Origin of the sequence: Microcystis sp. M083S1, from assembly GCF_020246405.1 — a bacterium.
Taxonomy (GTDB): domain Bacteria; phylum Cyanobacteriota; class Cyanobacteriia; order Cyanobacteriales; family Microcystaceae; genus Microcystis; species Microcystis aeruginosa_C.
This window is the reverse complement of record NZ_JADBTB010000114.1, coordinates 25,846-41,560: the sequence shown is the minus strand read 5'-3', so window position 1 is coordinate 41,560 and position 15,715 is coordinate 25,846. Positions and strand designations below refer to the sequence as shown.

Sequence of the window (15,715 nt, the reverse complement as noted above, 5' to 3'; positions counted from 1 at the left end):
TCGATCGCTTTTTGGTATTCTCCTAGGGAACGGTAAACAGTGCCTAAATTATTGTAGGATGCCGCTTCACCCCCCCGATCACCGATTTCCCGTGTGATTGCTAAGGACTGTTGATAAAACTCGATCGCTTTTTGGTATTCTCCTAGGGAATTGTAAACAGCGCCTAAATTATTGTAGGAATACGCTTCACCCCCCCGATCACCGATTTCCCGTGTGATTGCTAAAGACTGTTGATGAAACTCGATCGCTTTTTGGTATTCTCCTAGGGAATAGTAAACATTGCCTAAACTGGTGAGGGATGCGGCATAATTCCAGTTGGTTTGCTCCTCCTGTTGTTGGTAAACAGTGACTAATTCAAGGTAATAATCGGCCCGGGTTTGATAATACCCCCGTCGGGTGAGAAAATCATCGATAGCACGGAGAATATCAAAAGCATTGTCGTACTCGGTTAACTGATAGCGATGATAGAAAATTTCTAGGTAAGGTTGCACATCGTTGAGGATTTCCCAGGAGTCGGGTTGAGCAATAGAAAGATAATAGGCGATCGCTTTTTGGTGTAATTCCCTTTGATCGCCGGCTTTGTATTGTGCATATTCCCAAACTAAAGGCTGAAAACTAAAAATTCGCTGGCGATTTTCCTCTTTTTCTTCTAATAATGATCGTCGCTGTAATTCTCGCAGATCTGCCGTGATCTCGGATAGTGCGATCTCCGGGTAATTATCCATCACCGCTTTGGCTGCTGGAGAATCAAATTCTCGGCGATAAATGCTGGTTTTAGTGAATAATTCCTGCTGTCTTTGGCTAAGTCGCTGAAAACTAGCATCTAAAACTAAAGCAATTCCCACTGTCTCTTGACGATGACTCCCCACCACCTGCGGATCGCTCAAAAGTTGCGATAAATTTCCTAATCCTAAATCCTCTAACCTTTCTAAACTGGGGTTTTGCGGAAATTCTGCTAAGATTAAATCCGCCACCAATCGCAGGAGTAATGGATGACCATCCACCCGTCGAGAAAAGTTCTCTAGATCCCCTGTTATTCGCGATTCCGCTAACAATTGCGCCCCTTCAGGAGGTTTCAAACCTTTTAGCTCAATCCAACGGTTAAAACCCCTAGTTTTTGGCTTTTCTCTGGTGGTGACTATAATTTTGCTCGTGTCACCTTTTTCTATCCAAGCAGTGAAAAACTGCTGATAAAATTCATTATTCCAAGAACCATCTTCCCCTAATAAACTCTCTAGATTATCGATAATAATTAGGTGGCGATGGCGTTGCAATTGTCTGATTAAAGCTTCCTGTAAATCTATTTCTTTTTCGGGGACAGGATAACCAAATTCCGTCAGTAATTGGCGAGCTAAACCACTAAATCCGCCCAGATTTCCCGCTTCCCACCAAAAGCGTTTTGGGAATAAATCTTCATCGTCCCCTAGGGAAGGATCGAGGGTAATTTTCTCCTTAAAAATTTTACTGGCTAGGGTAGATTTTCCAATTCCTCCAACTCCTTTAATGCCAATCATCGCAACATTTTGATCATTAAACCACTGCTTAATTTGGGTGATTTCCTCCTCCCTTCCCTGCCAATGGACGAGACTTTTTCGAGCATCTCCTCCCTTGAAAATACCCCCCGATGGAGTTTCCAATCGGTTTAAAAGTTCCTCGGAAAGTATTAGATTTTTAGTCTCGATTTTGCCAATTAAATTTACTTTAGATTGATCCTGGGCCGTTGCCGATAGATTAATCTCGTTGGAATTAGTTTCTGAAGTCATGAGAAAAATTGGGGGTTTTCTTGAGATAAAAATTAGGATGGCTCTCTTGTCTTTCCTGTGATAAGTTTGATTAATCGATCGCTAGTTACTCTTTGTGTCCTTTGTGCCTTTGTGGTTCATCCTTCTCTTCTGGCAAATAGGGAATAATAAAATGTATTCAGTGATACATTTTACCCAACTAACCCAAGAGAGCCATTAGGATTTAGAAACTAACTGTATCAGCCTCAATTTTTCCTACCATTTTAACGGTACTATTATCATAAGCTGTGGCATTCATGGCGATATTGTCTTGATTGCCACTGTTGATAACTTGTTTAATTTGTTGTGCTAGGGTTTGGATTTCTTGGGCAAAATTGGTGTCTTTGAGCATTTCTACCTGTAAAAAAGGAACCACTTGCTGTTCAATCATCGCCTCGGATTTAGTTTGTTCGGCTGCCGCTAAAACCTTGGCTGCGGCCGGTTCCTTTTGTAACTTTTGCTTAATTTTTTGCCACAATTCTACACCTTTATCCATTGCTCCTTCCGTTAATTTACCGATAACAGCTTCAAAGGCGATTTTAGCGATTTCGGCGGCGGCTAATTCGGCTAACATAATTATCAATCGCGAGAATTTTTCGCCATTCTAGCACAACTATTTTGGGATGAAAGCAGGAAAGTCAATCACTCATCTTGTCGGGAATCAGCGTTCCTTTGATCCCCCCTTAATCCCCCCTTGATAAGGGGGGTTTCGATCCCCCCTGTCTCTAGGTTCATAGTAGGGTTGATTCATGAATCAACCCTACCCTTGATAAGGGGGTGTTGATCCCCCCTTAATCCCCCCTTGATAAGGGGGGTGTTGATCCCCCCTTAATCCCCCCTTGATAAGGGGGGTGTTGATCCCCCCTTAATCCCCCCTTGATAAGGGGGTGTTGATCCCCCCTTAATCCCCCCTTGATAAGGGGGTGTTGATCCCCCATCCCCCCTTGATAAGGGGGGTGTTGATCCCCCCTGTCTCTAGGTTCATAGTAGGGTTGATTCATGAATCAACCCTACCCTTGATAAGGGGGGTTTCTGATAATTTTTAACGCCTACCTACTTATTCCGATAAATCGACTAAAAACGTTATCAGATAAGGATTTGAGAGAATGAAACGATCCTAGTGTTCATTCCATGAGATTGTCGGCTATGCTTAAGAATTAAGACGATCACCTTCTTGTCGATGAGAAGCACGGCATAACTTAGCCGTTAGCTGGACTAAAAAGCCATGGCGCTCGAGTTCTGCGTATTTCCTGTTCCGAAGTTCTTAATGAGAGTAGACGAACTCGGAAACTTGAAGGCATAACTGCTTACATAGTATTCTTAGGTAGAAGAATAATGCTAAATAATTTTTCAACCTAAAAAAATTAAATTCAGGAAAGATGACTGCTCAATCTCTGTGGAAACCCCAAAAAGTTCACGTAAACTTACTAAGCCGCGTATCTGTGCTTCCCACATCATTAACTTGGTTTCAGACAAACTTTACTGGAATTTGGTTTGGCTGTTTCGAGTCTGACCATGAAATCCAGGATCATCCAGTAACAATGCTGACTCGATTCTATCCTGGTGGTTTTTTCCCGCTGCATGGACATCCCGGTGGTGAAGAGATTTTGGTGCTTGAAGGCAATTTTGCAGATGAAACAGGGGTGCATCCACCGGGTACTTATATGCTTAACCCCGAAGGCTTTATCCATCGCCCCTATAGTGAGGAAGGATGCCTGACTTTTGTTAAATTGCGGCAACATGGTGGTAAAACTCGCCAACAAGTGAGAACCAACATTTTTAACGGCTCCTGGCAAGCAGGTATAGTGCCTGAAATTAAGGTTCAACACCTCTACGAGCAAGCAGATTTCTCAGAAAAAGTCTGGATTGAGCGTTGGCTGCCCAACACTCAGTTGGTGAATGTTGTCGAAACTGAGATTAAAGAAATCTTTGTCATTGAAGGTACCTGGAGTGATGAATTAGGTAGCTATCCAGTAGGCAGTTGGCTAAGATACCCCCCCCATTGCCCCTACAGTCCTTCCTCAACAACAGGTTGTCTCATTTACGTTAAAACCTATCCTGTTACTGATACAACCGCCAGATTTGTGGTGGGTGATGATTTCCAACATCCTGAAGCAACCATCTATGGGATTGAGGGTAGGACGTAGAGTTAAAAAAGACAGGCTCAATGCCTGTCTAGAAAACCAAACAAATCACCTATCAGTTGGCCATAAATAGGGAGTTTTTTGCGTCAAATTTCCAAGCAATACCATCGGGATCTCTGATGCGACTCCAATCGGCGAATTCTGTTTCAGATTTATTTTTCTTGTTTCTACCCAAAACGGCCGGAGTAACTCCTAAACGTTTAGCCAAATCCGCCAAACTCATCGATGAGATGGCTTCAGATACAGTGGTTAGGGATTCTTCCCTAACTTCTGCTTCTGACTGGAACAAAGAACTGGCAGAACTGTTTAAACTAGGATTAATTATCTCCTCCGGTTCTTGAATTACCGTTTCTTGAACAGAGATTGCTGCGGTATTTTCTTCCTCTTTTTCCTCAAATAATTTACCTAAATTAGTCAGGGGTTGGGAGGAGGAAATAACAGGAACCTCCGGGACAGAATTTTCGCTTTTTTCGGCGACAATCAGGGGGGATTTAGCCTCCTGCGATGGCTCTAAATTGGTCAGGGGAGATCTCGAGGCAGTAATCGCAGGAACTTGTTTTTCCTCTATTTCTTCTAAAGAGGGGTCACTCTCATCAAAAATACTACCCAGGGTACTGGCGGTGATAAAGTAATAGGCCATACCCTTATCGCCTACAGCTTTTTTTTGCGCTCCAAATTCCTCAGCTTTTCTGTCTAAAAATTGTCTGGCTAATTTGGCCGTGAGATTGGCTTTTGCCGATAGGTCAATCGGGGTGAGACAACCTTGATTGTCCTGTAAAAGTTGATTGAAATAGGGGTTAATCACCGTCGATAATTTTGACCAGCGATAGTCTTGCCACACCTTGACTGCCAGAGTTAAGAGGAAGACAAGTAGGATCAATGGCCAAGCGGTAAAAACAAGGATGATTAGCACCGCTAGGGGGATGATGAGGACGAGAAACCCCGCCGTTTGACGATCGATAATTTTTCCAGTCATAATTTCATAAGCTGCCACAATTAAAATTCTTAATGGCTAGTTTGACTATCTCCTGCCATAAGTGTATATGACCAGTTTAGGCTTTATTGGTCACGCCGGTTAGTTCTAGTCGTTCAAACATGGCAAATCGTGCTTTCAGGGCCAGAGAATCATCAAGTTTTGTTAAAAAAATCGGTTTTTGATACTTTTGTTCTAAAGCTTTTTGGATTAACCAATCGGCTAAAAAGGGATTTTTGGGTAGTAAGGGACCGTGGGCATAGGTAGCGATCGCATTGTGGTAAAATGCTCCTTCATAACCGTCCTCTCCGTTATTTCCGTAGCCAGTAATCACCTTTCCCAAGGGAGAAACGGTCTGTAAATAGGTACGACCCCCGTGATTTTCAAAGCCAATTACTAGCGGTTTTTCCCCAGTCATAGCTTTAATTTCCTCCGCTAAGGGAGAGGCCGTAATTTCAAAAACCACGTTACCGATACAGCGTTTTGCATTGGGGCCGGGATGTTTACTTACTAGGTCTAATAATCCTAATCCTTCGATTCTTTGACCGAAAGCTGGTTCGTAATAATGTCCTAATAATTGTGGGGAACCACAGGTAAAAACCCCCGGTATTCCTGCCGATAATTGTTCTTTCATCGCCGCCGCTTTTTTCCCCTGTAAATCCCGCATAACGATCTCCTGTTGCCGATCCTGCGCTCCACCCCCAACAATTATATCTACTTGATAAAATGTATCGGCTTCTGTTTGAGCATCTAGGGGAATAATTGTCACAGGAATATCACGCCATTGACATCTTCTTTGGATAGTAATAACATTACCTCGATCGCCGTAGGTACTCATTAAGGTCGGATATAACCAGCCGATTTTTAGTTCTAGTTCTTGCATAATTTTTTAGGGGATTAGGGAATGGGGAAATGGGGAAATGGGGGAATGGGCAAATGGGGAAATGGGGGAATTCAACTAACACCCTAACACCCCAACACCTAACACTAATCTTCACTCTTTTCTAATTTCTACAAAATCTTTCGACCCGTGAGAATCTCTCGTACTTCTAACATAGCAGAATAGGTGGGTAAAATATGTAAAGTTTCCTCATTTTTGGTGTTATTAAGGGCAATTTGGAGCGCTTTTTTTAGATCGGATTCAACAATTAAATTAACGGGATAAGCGAGACTATCCTGACTATATTGTAAGCGCAAAGCCATGTCATAAAGTCGATCGCCCGTTACTACTAAAGTTGTTCCCAAGCGGGTTAATTTTTCCGTATCCACATCCCAAATCCAAGAAACATCCGTCCCGTCGGGGATGCGATCATTGAGAACTAAGAGAGTAGTAGAAGACTTTTCTTTCTGTAAAATATCAGCCACTGCGCGAATTGTTTCATTCATACCCACGGGATTTTTAGACAGTAAAATTCTAACTTTTTTACCCTCAATTTCTAATTCTTCCGCTCGACCAAAAGCCGCTTTAAAACCCTGAACTGTCTCAAAAATTTCTCGATCTTTAATACCCAATTCCTGGGCTACTAAACCCGCTGCTAAAGTATTATATTTATTATAAACACCGATTAAAATCTGCGGCCAATCGTGACTATGAAAAGCAGGATTACTCTTTTTAAAGCCGCAACTAGGACAACTAAAATCCCCTAAATGGGAGAGATAAACCCCGCGATAATCCAAAGAAGCACCACATTTAGGACAGTAAATAGAATCGACAGCGTGGGGAATTTCTTCTAGATACAATTCCGGCTCACTTAAGCCAAAATATACAACTCTTTGGGGCAGTTGTTGACCCAAATGGGAAAGGGTCGGATCATCAGCATTGAGAATCACTAAAGTATCGGTGGGTAGGGGAGATATGGCCCCTTGCCAACGGCGACTAATCGTATCCACTTCCCCATAGCGATCGAGTTGATCGCGAAACAAATTAAGAGCTAAAATAGCGCGAGGACGACAATCTTTTAAAACCAAAGGGAGAATATTTTCATCCACTTCTAAAATGGCATAATCAGCCTTTAAAGTGCCGAATAAATTAGCATCGGCCAATAAAGCAGTGATTAAACCATTAATTAAATTCGCCCCAGTGGTGTTATGGGTGACTTTTGCCCCCTGACGCTCTAGAATAGTTCTTAGCAGTAGGGAAGTGGTAGTTTTTCCATTCGTGCCAACCACCAAGATTACCCCCCTTCGGACTTGCCCACAAAGTAGCGGCAACAAACGGGGATGGAGACGACGGGCAATTTCCCCCGGCAAGACGCTGGCGGCCCCTAAACGGAGTCCTTTAACCACAGCAGTAACGGTTTTAGCCACCGCTACGGCTATCCCTAAACGGATACGATCAAACAATTGCATGAAGTGAGATTCTTATAGCTGTTTCGTGATTTTACCCCTAAAAGAAGACCCGTAAACGGGGTAAGTTCCCATTGATTCTTTTCTACTGACAAAAAAGACAGCCTATAATATAGGTAAGTTTGGGGCCGATTCTACCGCACACGACATTTTAGGGCTAGAGCTTATGGGTTTATTGACAAGATTGGGGATTTCACTGGGATTACTCGCCCTAGGGGGTACTGTGGGTGTGCTAGGAAATCAGTATTTAAGCAGAAAAGCGCCCCTAGAGGTAAATAAACCGCCGGCAATTCTCCCCGCTTCCCTCTCTCTCCCTGTTATTCCCCAAAACGACGGTAATGTTAATTTTATCGCCCAGGCCGTGCAGAAAGTCGGGCCGGCGGTGGTGCGGATTGACTCGGCCCGGGAAGTGGCCGACCAAATTCCCGAAGAATTTAAACAGCCCTTTTTTCGGCGCTTTTTTGGTAATGAAGTGCCGATTCCCAAGGAGCATTTGGAACGGGGAACCGGTTCTGGGTTTATCATTAGTACAGATGGACTACTTTTGACTAATGCCCATGTGGTGGAAGGGACAACCCAAGTAAAAGTGACTCTGAAAAACGGTCAAACCTATCAGGGTAAAGTCCTGGGGGTTGACAATATGACCGATGTGGCCCTGGTGAAAATCGAGGCGGAAAATTTACCGACGGTGACTTTTGGCAAGGCCGAAACTTTAACCCCCGGAGAGTGGGCGATCGCTATTGGCAATCCCCTAGGCTTAGATAATACTGTTACGGTGGGCATTATTAGTGCCTTGGGCCGGACTAGCAGCGAAGTGGGGGTTCCCGATAAACGGGTTCGTTTTATCCAAACCGATGCCGCTATTAACCCCGGCAATTCCGGCGGCCCGTTGCTGAACGCCAAGGGGGAAGTTATCGGCATTAATACGGCAATTCGGGCCGATGCCCAGGGTTTAGGGTTTGCTATTCCCATCGAAACCGCCCAAAAAGTGGCGGGACAGCTATCTAGCAAGGGTAAAGCGGAACATCCCTACATCGGTATCCAGATGGTGACGCTAAACCCAGAATTACGGCAGCAATTGAACGAAACTAAAGAATTAAACTTTAATATTGACCAAAATGAAGGGGTAATCGTCCTGCGAGTGGTGGAAAATTCCCCCGCTCAAAAAGCCGGAATGCAACCGGGTGATATCATCGAAACTGTGGCAGGAAACCCCGTTAAAACCGCCGCCGATGTGCAGCAAGGTGTAGAAACCAGTGCGATCGGTGGTAATCTGGAAATCGAGATTAACCGCAGGGGTAAACAACAAACTCTCACCGTTCAACCGGGGGTTTTTCCCAGCAAAACTAGCGATTAACAATACCGCTCGGTCAAGGGGCGACCCCTTACCCTACACTGGGAGGAGAGAAAATAGCAGCGGAGCGATCGAAATTGAGGCAGCGGTTACAATTAAAATTATCAATTGGGCGCGGGGCTGCCCTTCTAATCGGTTTGCTGGGATTAACGGCCTGTCAACCGCCTGATCCGCCGAAAATTTCGCCGACAGAATCGCCTAAAATCGAAGAAACTGGCCGCTTAATTCTCAATAATGCCACTTTAGAACAGGCTAACCCCTCGGGACAACCCCTCTGGAAAATTCAGGTCAAAAAAGCTACCTACACCCAAGACCAAAAAATCGCCCGTCTGGAAAATATCAAGGGTAATATCTATCAAGATGGGAAAGTAGTTTTACAGGTTAGTGCTGACCGTGGTGAAGTCTATAAGGAAGGCCAGGAAATTCTCCTCAAAGATAATATTGTGGCTGTAGATCCCCGCAATAAAGCCATTATTAACGCGCCGGAATTGCGTTGGCTACCTAAGGAGGGTATTTTAATCTCCCCCAAAGGGATCAAAGGTAGTCATCTACAACTAGAAGCCAAGGCGCGCCAAGGACGCTACGACACGCGCCAAGAAAAACTAGAATTACAAGGTCAAGTGGTGGCTACCGCCAAGGAATCTCGTGTTGTCCTGCAAACCGAGCGCCTGTACTGGGAAATTCCGCAACAGGTCATTAGTACCGATCAAAAAGTCGCTTTTGATCGCTATATTAATAAAACTATTATCGATCGCCTTACTGCTATCGGCGGTCGTTGGGAAAGAAAAAATAATCAGGTTATCCTGCAAGAAAACCTCGAATATCGCTCTTTAGAACCACCTTTACAGATTTCTGGTTCTCAGGCAATTTGGAACTATCAAAATCGTACCCTAACTTCCGATCGCCCCACGGAAATTTTTCAATATCAAGATCAAATCACTATTACCGGTAATCGTGTGGTGGTGGAATTAGGCAATCGCATCGCTTATCTCAAGGATGGGGTTAAGGGAATTAATCAGAAAACTGGGGCGCAATTGTATAGTCAGATTTTAACTTGGAAAATGTCGGAAAAAATTGTCGAGGCCGAGGGGAATATTATCTATGAACAACAGGAACCAAAATTTAATCTCACTGGCGATAAAGCGATCGGCACTTTAGAAGATAATAACATTGTTGTTACCAGTAGTTCCCCCGATCGAGTTGTCACCGAGATTTATCCCCGTTAACAGGGAAAATTAGCCAAAAAAAACTCTCCCCAAAAAAGGGAGAGGGGGGGGTAAATATTTAAAAGCTTACCATTTGAGCAGATTAAACTGTTCCATATCGATGGTGTCGCGGTTACGATAGATAGTCAGGATAATCGCTAAACCCACGGCTGCTTCGGCTGCCGCTACGGTAATCACGAAAATAGTAAAAATTTGGCCTCGGATATTAGCGGGGTCAAGATAGTTGGAAAAACCCATTAAGTTAATGTTAACAGAATTGAGCATCAATTCGATCGACATTAAAACCCGGACGGCATTGCGACTGGTGACTAAACCATAAATTCCGATACAAAATAAAGCCGCCGCTAATAACAAATAATACTCTAACTGAATCTGCATGATACCTCTTTTTTTGGTCTTATTTAGGGGCGGTTAATTCTCTAGGTCGTTCGGGTAATGTTAAGGCTGTGGCCGTAGGTTCTTCAGCTTTTAGGGTGGGGATAAGGTCACGACGAGCTAAAATAATTGCTCCGACCATGGCCATTAATAATAGCACGGAAGCTAATTCAAAGGGTAGCAGGAAATCACTAAAGAAATGCTTACCGATTTCTACTAAAGTGTTAGTCACCACTGCGGGAGAAGTGGTAGAAATTGACCAAGGTGTGATTAAAACCATGGTCGATAACAGCACAAATAAACCCACACAAACTAAAGCAGTAGATGCCTGACGAATCCAACGTTTAGGAATATCAGAAAAGTCCTCTTGCTTATTAACAAGCATAATAGCAAAGAGAATTAAAACGTTAATTGCACCCACATAAATTAGAATTTGTGCCGCCGCTACAAAGTCAGCATTTAGTAAGAGATATAAACCCGAAATGCTGATAAAAACACCGCCCAATAAAAAGGCGGAATAAACGATATTAGATAATAGTACCACGCCTAAAGCTGTCCCGATTACCAGGGCTGCTAAAATGCCAAAAGATACTATTTGAACGCCCTCGGCTAAATTCACAGTAGTTCCATCTCCTTTTATGTTTGAGAGTTATTAATTATTAGTTATCAGCTTCTGAAGGCTGACGGCTGACGGCTGATAGCTAACTGCTAATTAATCGGTAATTTCTTCCGGACGTTTACCGGCGCGTTGACTACCGGCGGGTAAATCGTGGGGTTCGATGACACCTTTAGGCAGATAACCTAATTCCCTCAGAGGTGTTACCATCGGGTCTTGGGTGACTTTGTAGGGTAAACGGCCTAGGGCGACGTTATCATAGTTTAATTCATGACGATCATAGGTCGCTAGTTCGTATTCTTCGGTCATCGATAGGCAATTAGTCGGACAGTACTCTACACAATTACCGCAGAAAATACAGACCCCAAAATCGATACTGTAGTGTTTGAGTTCTTTCTTTTTAATTTCCTTGTTAAAAGTCCAATCCACTACTGGTAAATTAATCGGACAAACTCGCACACAAACTTCACAGGCGATACATTTATCGAACTCAAAGTGAATTCTACCCCGATAACGTTCCGAGGGAATTAACTTTTCGTAGGGATACTGAACGGTAATCGGACGACGACGCATATGGTCGAAGGTAACGGATAAACCTTCGCCGATGTATTTCGCCGCTTGAATGCTACCTTTGGCGTAATCGCTGACTTGTTTGAGGATGTTAAACATGATGGTCAGAGGTATAGTAGGTTAACAGGGCAAAAACGGGAATTAACCGCCAAAAGCAAAGGGAAAAGCTAGTTTTAGGGCGGCGGTAAGTAGTAGGTTAACTAAAGATACCGGTAAGAGGAATTTCCAGCCTAAATCGAGTAATTGGTCAATGCGAACCCGGGGTACAGTCCAACGCAAGAGAATAGCGATGAAGATGAGAAAATAGGCTTTTAATACCGTCATCGTAATCCCGAGGGAAGCGGTGATAATTTGTAGCCAAGGATTGGTTTCACTCACTCCCAACCAGCCGGCCACAGCATTGACGGGGATAGGAAATTCCCAACCACCAAGATAGAGGACGGCGAAAACTAGGGCCGACAGCACGAGGTTAACGTAGGAACCCACATAAAAGAGAGCGAATTTCATCCCTGCGTATTCGGTTTGATAACCGGCGACTAATTCCTCCTCCGCTTCTGGTAAATCGAAAGGCAGACGTTCACACTCAGCTAAAGCGGCAATCCAGAAAATCAGAAAACCCACCGGTTGGCGCCAGATATTCCAGCCTAAAATGCCATAACCGGATTGTTGTTCGACAATATCAATGGTACTGAGACTATTAGACATCATCACAATCGCTAATACCGATAAAGCCAAGGGAATTTCATAACTAATCGATTGCGCCGCCGCCCGTAGGCCTCCCAGTAAGGAATACTTATTATTCGAGGCATAACCCGCCATTAATAAGCCAATGGGGGCAATACTGGACAAGGAAATCCATAAAAAGATACCTACGTTTAGGTCAGTAATCACCAGATTTTGACCGAAGGGGACGATGAGATAGGAGACAAACACCGGCATCACCACCAAAATCGGCCCGAAGAGGAATAACCAAGGGTCAGCCTTAGCGGGGACGACATCTTCTTTAAAGACTAATTTCAGACCGTCGGCGACCGGTTGTAAAACGCCCAAGGGTCCTGCGTATTCGGGCCCGATACGCTGTTGGACGGCGGCGGAAATTTTCCTTTCTAACCAGACGCAGACTAAAACCCCCACTGTGGCGGCTATAATCATCAGGAACATGGGTAAAGGCATCCAAATCGCTTTAGCCAGTCCTCCACTTAATCCCAAGTCTGTTAGGGATTTAATGAAACTTTCTTGTAAATCTATGCCTTGATTCATATTTGGCGATCGCTGTACTGTCAATAGTTCGGCATGGTTTGAAGATTTTTAAGCAAATCTTATAGCCTAGTATACAGTTAGTCGGTCTGAGGGTTATCAGAAAGTGACAAAGGCTTCAACTCATTAGCAGCCAAGAGAGTCAAGCAATCTTGATTCCCCCGCCGAGAATAGGTATTAGTCAATAGTTAGACTCTGAATCTATCAATGTTCTCATCTGTTTCTTAGCGCCGACAACCTCAGCTAGTTAAGTAGTCGTGCAAAATTAATTTCCTAGTAAAGATAGGCAAGAGGCAAGAGGTGGTTAGATATGTGTAATTAATTTTGCTTAGGTACTTACCAATTATTCACAGGAAAAAAATCTAGTTAAGTAGCTGGTTATAATTAAATTAAAAATGGATTTTAGGTTCGATCCCCCCTGCCCCCCTTGATAAGGGGGGTATCTGATAATTTTTAACGCCTACCTACTTAACTTATCGTTTAGGCAATGAAAGCAGCCCGCTCGAATCTGTCTTCCTCTTTGTGTTCTTTGTGCCTTTGTGGTTGATCCCCAGAGCCAATCCGACTGTTAAAATCCAGTTATCGAGCGTTTTTCGCCACTCCCCGCTATTTAGTCTGATAAGCCGCCTGTAGGTCTCGAATCGAAAACAAAGCTTGAAACTTTATTCCCTGAGATTGGTAAAATTCCGCCCCTCCTTGCTCTCTATCCACCAAAGCAATGATTAAATCTACTTGATAACCCGCATCGCGTAATCTTTCTACCGCTACCATGGCACTTTTCCCCGTTGTCACCACGTCTTCGAGGACAACCACCGCGGCCCCGGGGTTTAAAGTCGGCCCCTCGATATAAGCCATGGTTCCGTGACCTTTTGCCTCTTTGCGGACGATTAAAGCTGGAATCGGGCGATTTTCGTAGGCAGATACCACACTAACGGCACTGACAATCGGATCCGCCCCTAGGGTTAATCCTGCCACCGCTTGGGTATCTGGAGGCAGTAGAGACAGCAATAAACGCCCCACGGCTAAAGCTCCCTCCGCAGTGAGAGTAACTTGTTTACCGTTGATATAGTAGCTGCTTTTTTGTCCTGAAGACAGGGTGAAATCCCCCTCTCGATAGGCAAGACGGACAAGAGCATCGAGGAGAAATTGACGCAGGGAAGCAGTATCGAGAGTCGCTACCGAGGAATTAGCCATATTTTCAGGATTGGGAGCCTGACTGACTCCAAAATTTCGGTTACAATTAAGCCAAAAGTCATTATATATTGACTCGATCGCTAGTATTGATTTCTTTCTCATCCCATTGAAACAATTTTTTAATTAACCCTACCCCTGTGAGGAGATTTTTACCCATGCGCGCTAAGTTTTTACTTCCTTCCCTGTTTTGTTTAACCGGTTTAGTCTGGTTGAGTTCGCCTATTGCGATCGCCCAACGTTCCCCCGCCACCACTCCGGCACCGGTAAAAACCCAACAATTGCAACTTGTCCCCTCTCCCGATACGGCGGTAGGATTTAATAATATCCCCGGTTTGTTTAACCGCGCTGTTAATAACAATACTGGTCGTTTCTACGACTACACCAGCATTTCAGGACAGTTAAACTCTCGGAATGGTTGGCGTACTTTTATGCAAGGTTCCTATTTCGACAATATGATTACCCGGGATGCGAAATTGGTCGAAACTTTATACTATGATGTCATGCAACAGCAACAGTCTGGCCCCTTAATTCGCACCCAAGATTTACCCAATCCCTTCGATACTTCCCTACAGGAAAATCCCAGTTATTTAAGTCCAGGAGGTTTTTAATCTCTTCTTAACCGAAATCTGTTGTAATTTCCATTGAGAAATTAAATAGTTTAAGGTTTGTTCACTACTGGTTTCTTTGGGACACAAAGTGCCAACGCTTAAGGTTTTGACATCAAGCTGGGGATAACACAATTCCATTGAAAACTTTAACATGGTTTTAAGGCTCCTGAATTTTTAAGGGCGGATAAATTAGGATTTCCGGTGCAAAATAAAACAATTTCAAGTTCAGCAATTAAAAATTTTACCAACTCATCAACGGCGGCTTCTGATTCAATCGCTGCTACGAGAAACGGTCGAGCCAACCCTCCTAAATCGGCTCCTAAAGCGATGGATTTGGCAAGATCTAAGCCATTTTTTAAGCCCCCAGAAGCAATTAAAGGAATGGTTGAATTCATGGACCGAATGGTGGTAATACATTCAGCCGTAGGTAAACCCCAATCGGCAAAAACTTGTCCGAGATGCCTTTGTCTGTTGTCTTTGGCTCTTTGGCTTTCGACTTTGGCCCAGGACGTGCCTCCGGCTCCCGCCACATCAATCGCGGCGACTCCGGCTTCAATTAATTGTTTGGCCATCACCGCAGAGATGCCATTTCCGACTTCTTTGGCGATGACGGGAACGGGTAATTGAGCGCAAATTTGCTGAATTTTAGCGAGTAAACCTTTAAAATTAGAATCGCCTCCCGATTGCACCCATTCTTGTAAAGGATTGAGATGCAGAATTAAGGCATCAGCTTCTAATAATTCCACCAGTTTTAAACAGTCTTCTAAACCGCAGCCGTAATTTAACTGTACAGCCCCTAAATTCGCTAACAGGAGAATATCTGGCGCCAGAGAACGGACTGCAAAGGTCGGCGCTAATTCCGGTTGTTCGAGTGCAATGCGTTGAGAACCCACCCCCATCGCTAAACCATAGCGTTGAGCGACCGTTGCCAATCGAGTATTGACTAAATGGGCTAATTCTGTTCCTCCGGTCATGGAAGAGATTAGAATTGGAGCTTTTAAAGATTTCCCCAAAAAGGTTGTCCCCAGTTCAATATCACTGCGGTCAAGTTCAGGAAGACAACAATGGGTAAAACGATATTTTTCTAAACCGCTTGTAAGTTGTTGAAATTCCACATCTTCTTCGATACAAACTCGCAGATGTTCGCTTTTACGATTTTCAATTTCACTGGGAAGATTAGGCGATGACATAGTTGTTATCAAGCATGAGGGTTAAACATTAGATTGAGTTTAAAAATCGAGTTCTAAGAGCAGTTCATCTAGTTCTGACTG

16 protein-coding genes are annotated in these 15,715 nt (G+C 43.9%); 4 read left to right on the top strand and 12 right to left on the bottom strand.

What is annotated here, in order from left to right:
- A partial coding sequence (locus IM450_RS11925) for a tetratricopeptide repeat protein (RefSeq protein ID WP_287715538.1) occupies positions 1–1,763 on the bottom strand: 1,763 nt, incomplete at its 3' end.
- A gap of 202 nt (positions 1,764–1,965) precedes the next feature.
- On the bottom strand, positions 1,966–2,355 hold the full coding sequence (locus tag IM450_RS11920) for a hypothetical protein (RefSeq protein ID WP_287720625.1): 390 nt from the start codon (positions 2,353–2,355) through the stop codon (positions 1,966–1,968).
- 805 nt (positions 2,356–3,160) lie between these two features.
- Between IM450_RS11920 and IM450_RS11915 the strand changes: the two genes are divergently transcribed.
- Positions 3,161–3,928: a cupin domain-containing protein gene (locus IM450_RS11915; RefSeq protein ID WP_287666169.1), complete on the top strand. Its 768-nt coding sequence runs from the start codon at positions 3,161–3,163 to the stop codon at positions 3,926–3,928.
- Between the two features lie 52 nt (positions 3,929–3,980).
- Here the strand turns inward: IM450_RS11915 and IM450_RS11910 are convergent, their stop codons facing one another.
- From IM450_RS11910 to IM450_RS11900, 3 genes are all read right to left on the bottom strand, one after another.
- A complete protein-coding gene (locus tag IM450_RS11910; RefSeq protein WP_287688734.1) occupies positions 3,981–4,901 on the bottom strand; it encodes a hypothetical protein in 921 nt (306 codons plus the stop codon).
- 76 nt (positions 4,902–4,977) lie between these two features.
- The gene (locus tag IM450_RS11905; RefSeq protein WP_002750261.1) at positions 4,978–5,781 is read right to left on the bottom strand and encodes a type 1 glutamine amidotransferase; all 804 of its coding nucleotides are present in this window, start codon (positions 5,779–5,781) and stop codon (positions 4,978–4,980) included.
- A 128-nt stretch (positions 5,782–5,909) separates the two neighbouring features.
- Positions 5,910–7,247, bottom strand: a complete 1,338-nt coding sequence (locus IM450_RS11900) for a Mur ligase family protein (RefSeq protein ID WP_002800268.1) — start codon at positions 7,245–7,247, stop codon at positions 5,910–5,912.
- A gap of 163 nt (positions 7,248–7,410) precedes the next feature.
- Here IM450_RS11900 and IM450_RS11895 point away from each other — a divergent pair, with 163 nt between their 5' ends.
- Positions 7,411–8,601, top strand: coding sequence for an HhoA/HhoB/HtrA family serine endopeptidase (locus IM450_RS11895; RefSeq protein WP_287666175.1), 1,191 nt, complete (start codon positions 7,411–7,413; stop codon positions 8,599–8,601).
- A 74-nt stretch (positions 8,602–8,675) separates the two neighbouring features.
- On the top strand, positions 8,676–9,824 hold the full coding sequence (gene lptC, locus IM450_RS11890) for an LPS export ABC transporter periplasmic protein LptC (protein ID WP_149988360.1): 1,149 nt from the start codon (positions 8,676–8,678) through the stop codon (positions 9,822–9,824).
- Positions 9,825–9,890: 66 nt separating this feature from the next.
- Here lptC and nuoK read toward each other — a convergent pair whose 3' ends face one another.
- From nuoK to pyrE, 5 genes are all read right to left on the bottom strand, one after another.
- Positions 9,891–10,196, bottom strand: coding sequence for an NADH-quinone oxidoreductase subunit NuoK (gene nuoK, locus IM450_RS11885; protein ID WP_197533180.1), 306 nt, complete (start codon positions 10,194–10,196; stop codon positions 9,891–9,893).
- Positions 10,197–10,221: 25 nt separating this feature from the next.
- Positions 10,222–10,818: an NADH-quinone oxidoreductase subunit J gene (locus tag IM450_RS11880; RefSeq protein ID WP_008203498.1), complete on the bottom strand. Its 597-nt coding sequence runs from the start codon at positions 10,816–10,818 to the stop codon at positions 10,222–10,224.
- Between the two features lie 93 nt (positions 10,819–10,911).
- On the bottom strand, positions 10,912–11,484 hold the full coding sequence (ndhI, locus tag IM450_RS11875; RefSeq protein ID WP_002733194.1) for an NAD(P)H-quinone oxidoreductase subunit I: 573 nt from the start codon (positions 11,482–11,484) through the stop codon (positions 10,912–10,914).
- A gap of 42 nt (positions 11,485–11,526) precedes the next feature.
- The gene (gene nuoH, locus IM450_RS11870) at positions 11,527–12,645 is read right to left on the bottom strand and encodes an NADH-quinone oxidoreductase subunit NuoH (RefSeq protein ID WP_272104777.1); all 1,119 of its coding nucleotides are present in this window, start codon (positions 12,643–12,645) and stop codon (positions 11,527–11,529) included.
- A 603-nt stretch (positions 12,646–13,248) separates the two neighbouring features.
- Positions 13,249–13,938, bottom strand: coding sequence for an orotate phosphoribosyltransferase (gene pyrE / locus IM450_RS11865; protein WP_190381304.1), 690 nt, complete (start codon positions 13,936–13,938; stop codon positions 13,249–13,251).
- Between the two features lie 53 nt (positions 13,939–13,991).
- Between pyrE and IM450_RS11860 the strand changes: the two genes are divergently transcribed.
- Positions 13,992–14,444 carry a porin gene (locus IM450_RS11860; RefSeq protein ID WP_287666182.1) on the top strand — a complete coding sequence of 151 codons (453 nt, stop codon included), beginning with the start codon at positions 13,992–13,994 and terminating at the stop codon, positions 14,442–14,444.
- Here IM450_RS11860 and IM450_RS11855 read toward each other — a convergent pair.
- Together IM450_RS11855 and fni are read right to left on the bottom strand one after the other, a co-directional pair.
- Entirely contained in the window at positions 14,424–14,597 is a 174-nt protein-coding gene (locus IM450_RS11855; RefSeq protein WP_269465050.1) for a hypothetical protein, read from the bottom strand. The genes IM450_RS11860 and IM450_RS11855 overlap by 21 nt on opposite strands.
- The gene (gene fni, locus IM450_RS11850; protein ID WP_002800286.1) at positions 14,591–15,634 is read right to left on the bottom strand and encodes a type 2 isopentenyl-diphosphate Delta-isomerase; all 1,044 of its coding nucleotides are present in this window, start codon (positions 15,632–15,634) and stop codon (positions 14,591–14,593) included. Before fni ends, IM450_RS11855 begins: the two co-directional genes overlap by 7 nt.
- Positions 15,635–15,715 lie beyond the last annotated feature (81 nt).

Bases quoted from the DNA above. Each gene is read 5' to 3' on its own strand.
- IM450_RS11920 (WP_287720625.1), bottom strand. From the start codon at position 2,355: ATGTTAGCCGAATTAGCCGCCGCCGAAATCGCTAAAATCGCCTTTGAA.
- IM450_RS11915 (WP_287666169.1), top strand. From the start codon at position 3,161: ATGACTGCTCAATCTCTGTGGAAACCCCAAAAAGTTCACGTAAACTTA.
- IM450_RS11910 (WP_287688734.1), bottom strand. From the start codon at position 4,901: ATGACTGGAAAAATTATCGATCGTCAAACGGCGGGGTTTCTCGTCCTC.
- IM450_RS11905 (WP_002750261.1), bottom strand. From the start codon at position 5,781: ATGCAAGAACTAGAACTAAAAATCGGCTGGTTATATCCGACCTTAATG.
- IM450_RS11900 (WP_002800268.1), bottom strand. From the start codon at position 7,247: ATGCAATTGTTTGATCGTATCCGTTTAGGGATAGCCGTAGCGGTGGCT.
- IM450_RS11895 (WP_287666175.1), top strand. From the start codon at position 7,411: ATGGGTTTATTGACAAGATTGGGGATTTCACTGGGATTACTCGCCCTA.
- ndhI (WP_002733194.1), bottom strand. From the start codon at position 11,484: ATGTTTAACATCCTCAAACAAGTCAGCGATTACGCCAAAGGTAGCATT.
- nuoH (WP_272104777.1), bottom strand. From the start codon at position 12,645: ATGAATCAAGGCATAGATTTACAAGAAAGTTTCATTAAATCCCTAACA.
- pyrE (WP_190381304.1), bottom strand. From the start codon at position 13,938: ATGAGAAAGAAATCAATACTAGCGATCGAGTCAATATATAATGACTTT.
- IM450_RS11860 (WP_287666182.1), top strand. From the start codon at position 13,992: ATGCGCGCTAAGTTTTTACTTCCTTCCCTGTTTTGTTTAACCGGTTTA.
- IM450_RS11855 (WP_269465050.1), bottom strand. From the start codon at position 14,597: ATGTTAAAGTTTTCAATGGAATTGTGTTATCCCCAGCTTGATGTCAAA.
- fni (WP_002800286.1), bottom strand. From the start codon at position 15,634: ATGTCATCGCCTAATCTTCCCAGTGAAATTGAAAATCGTAAAAGCGAA.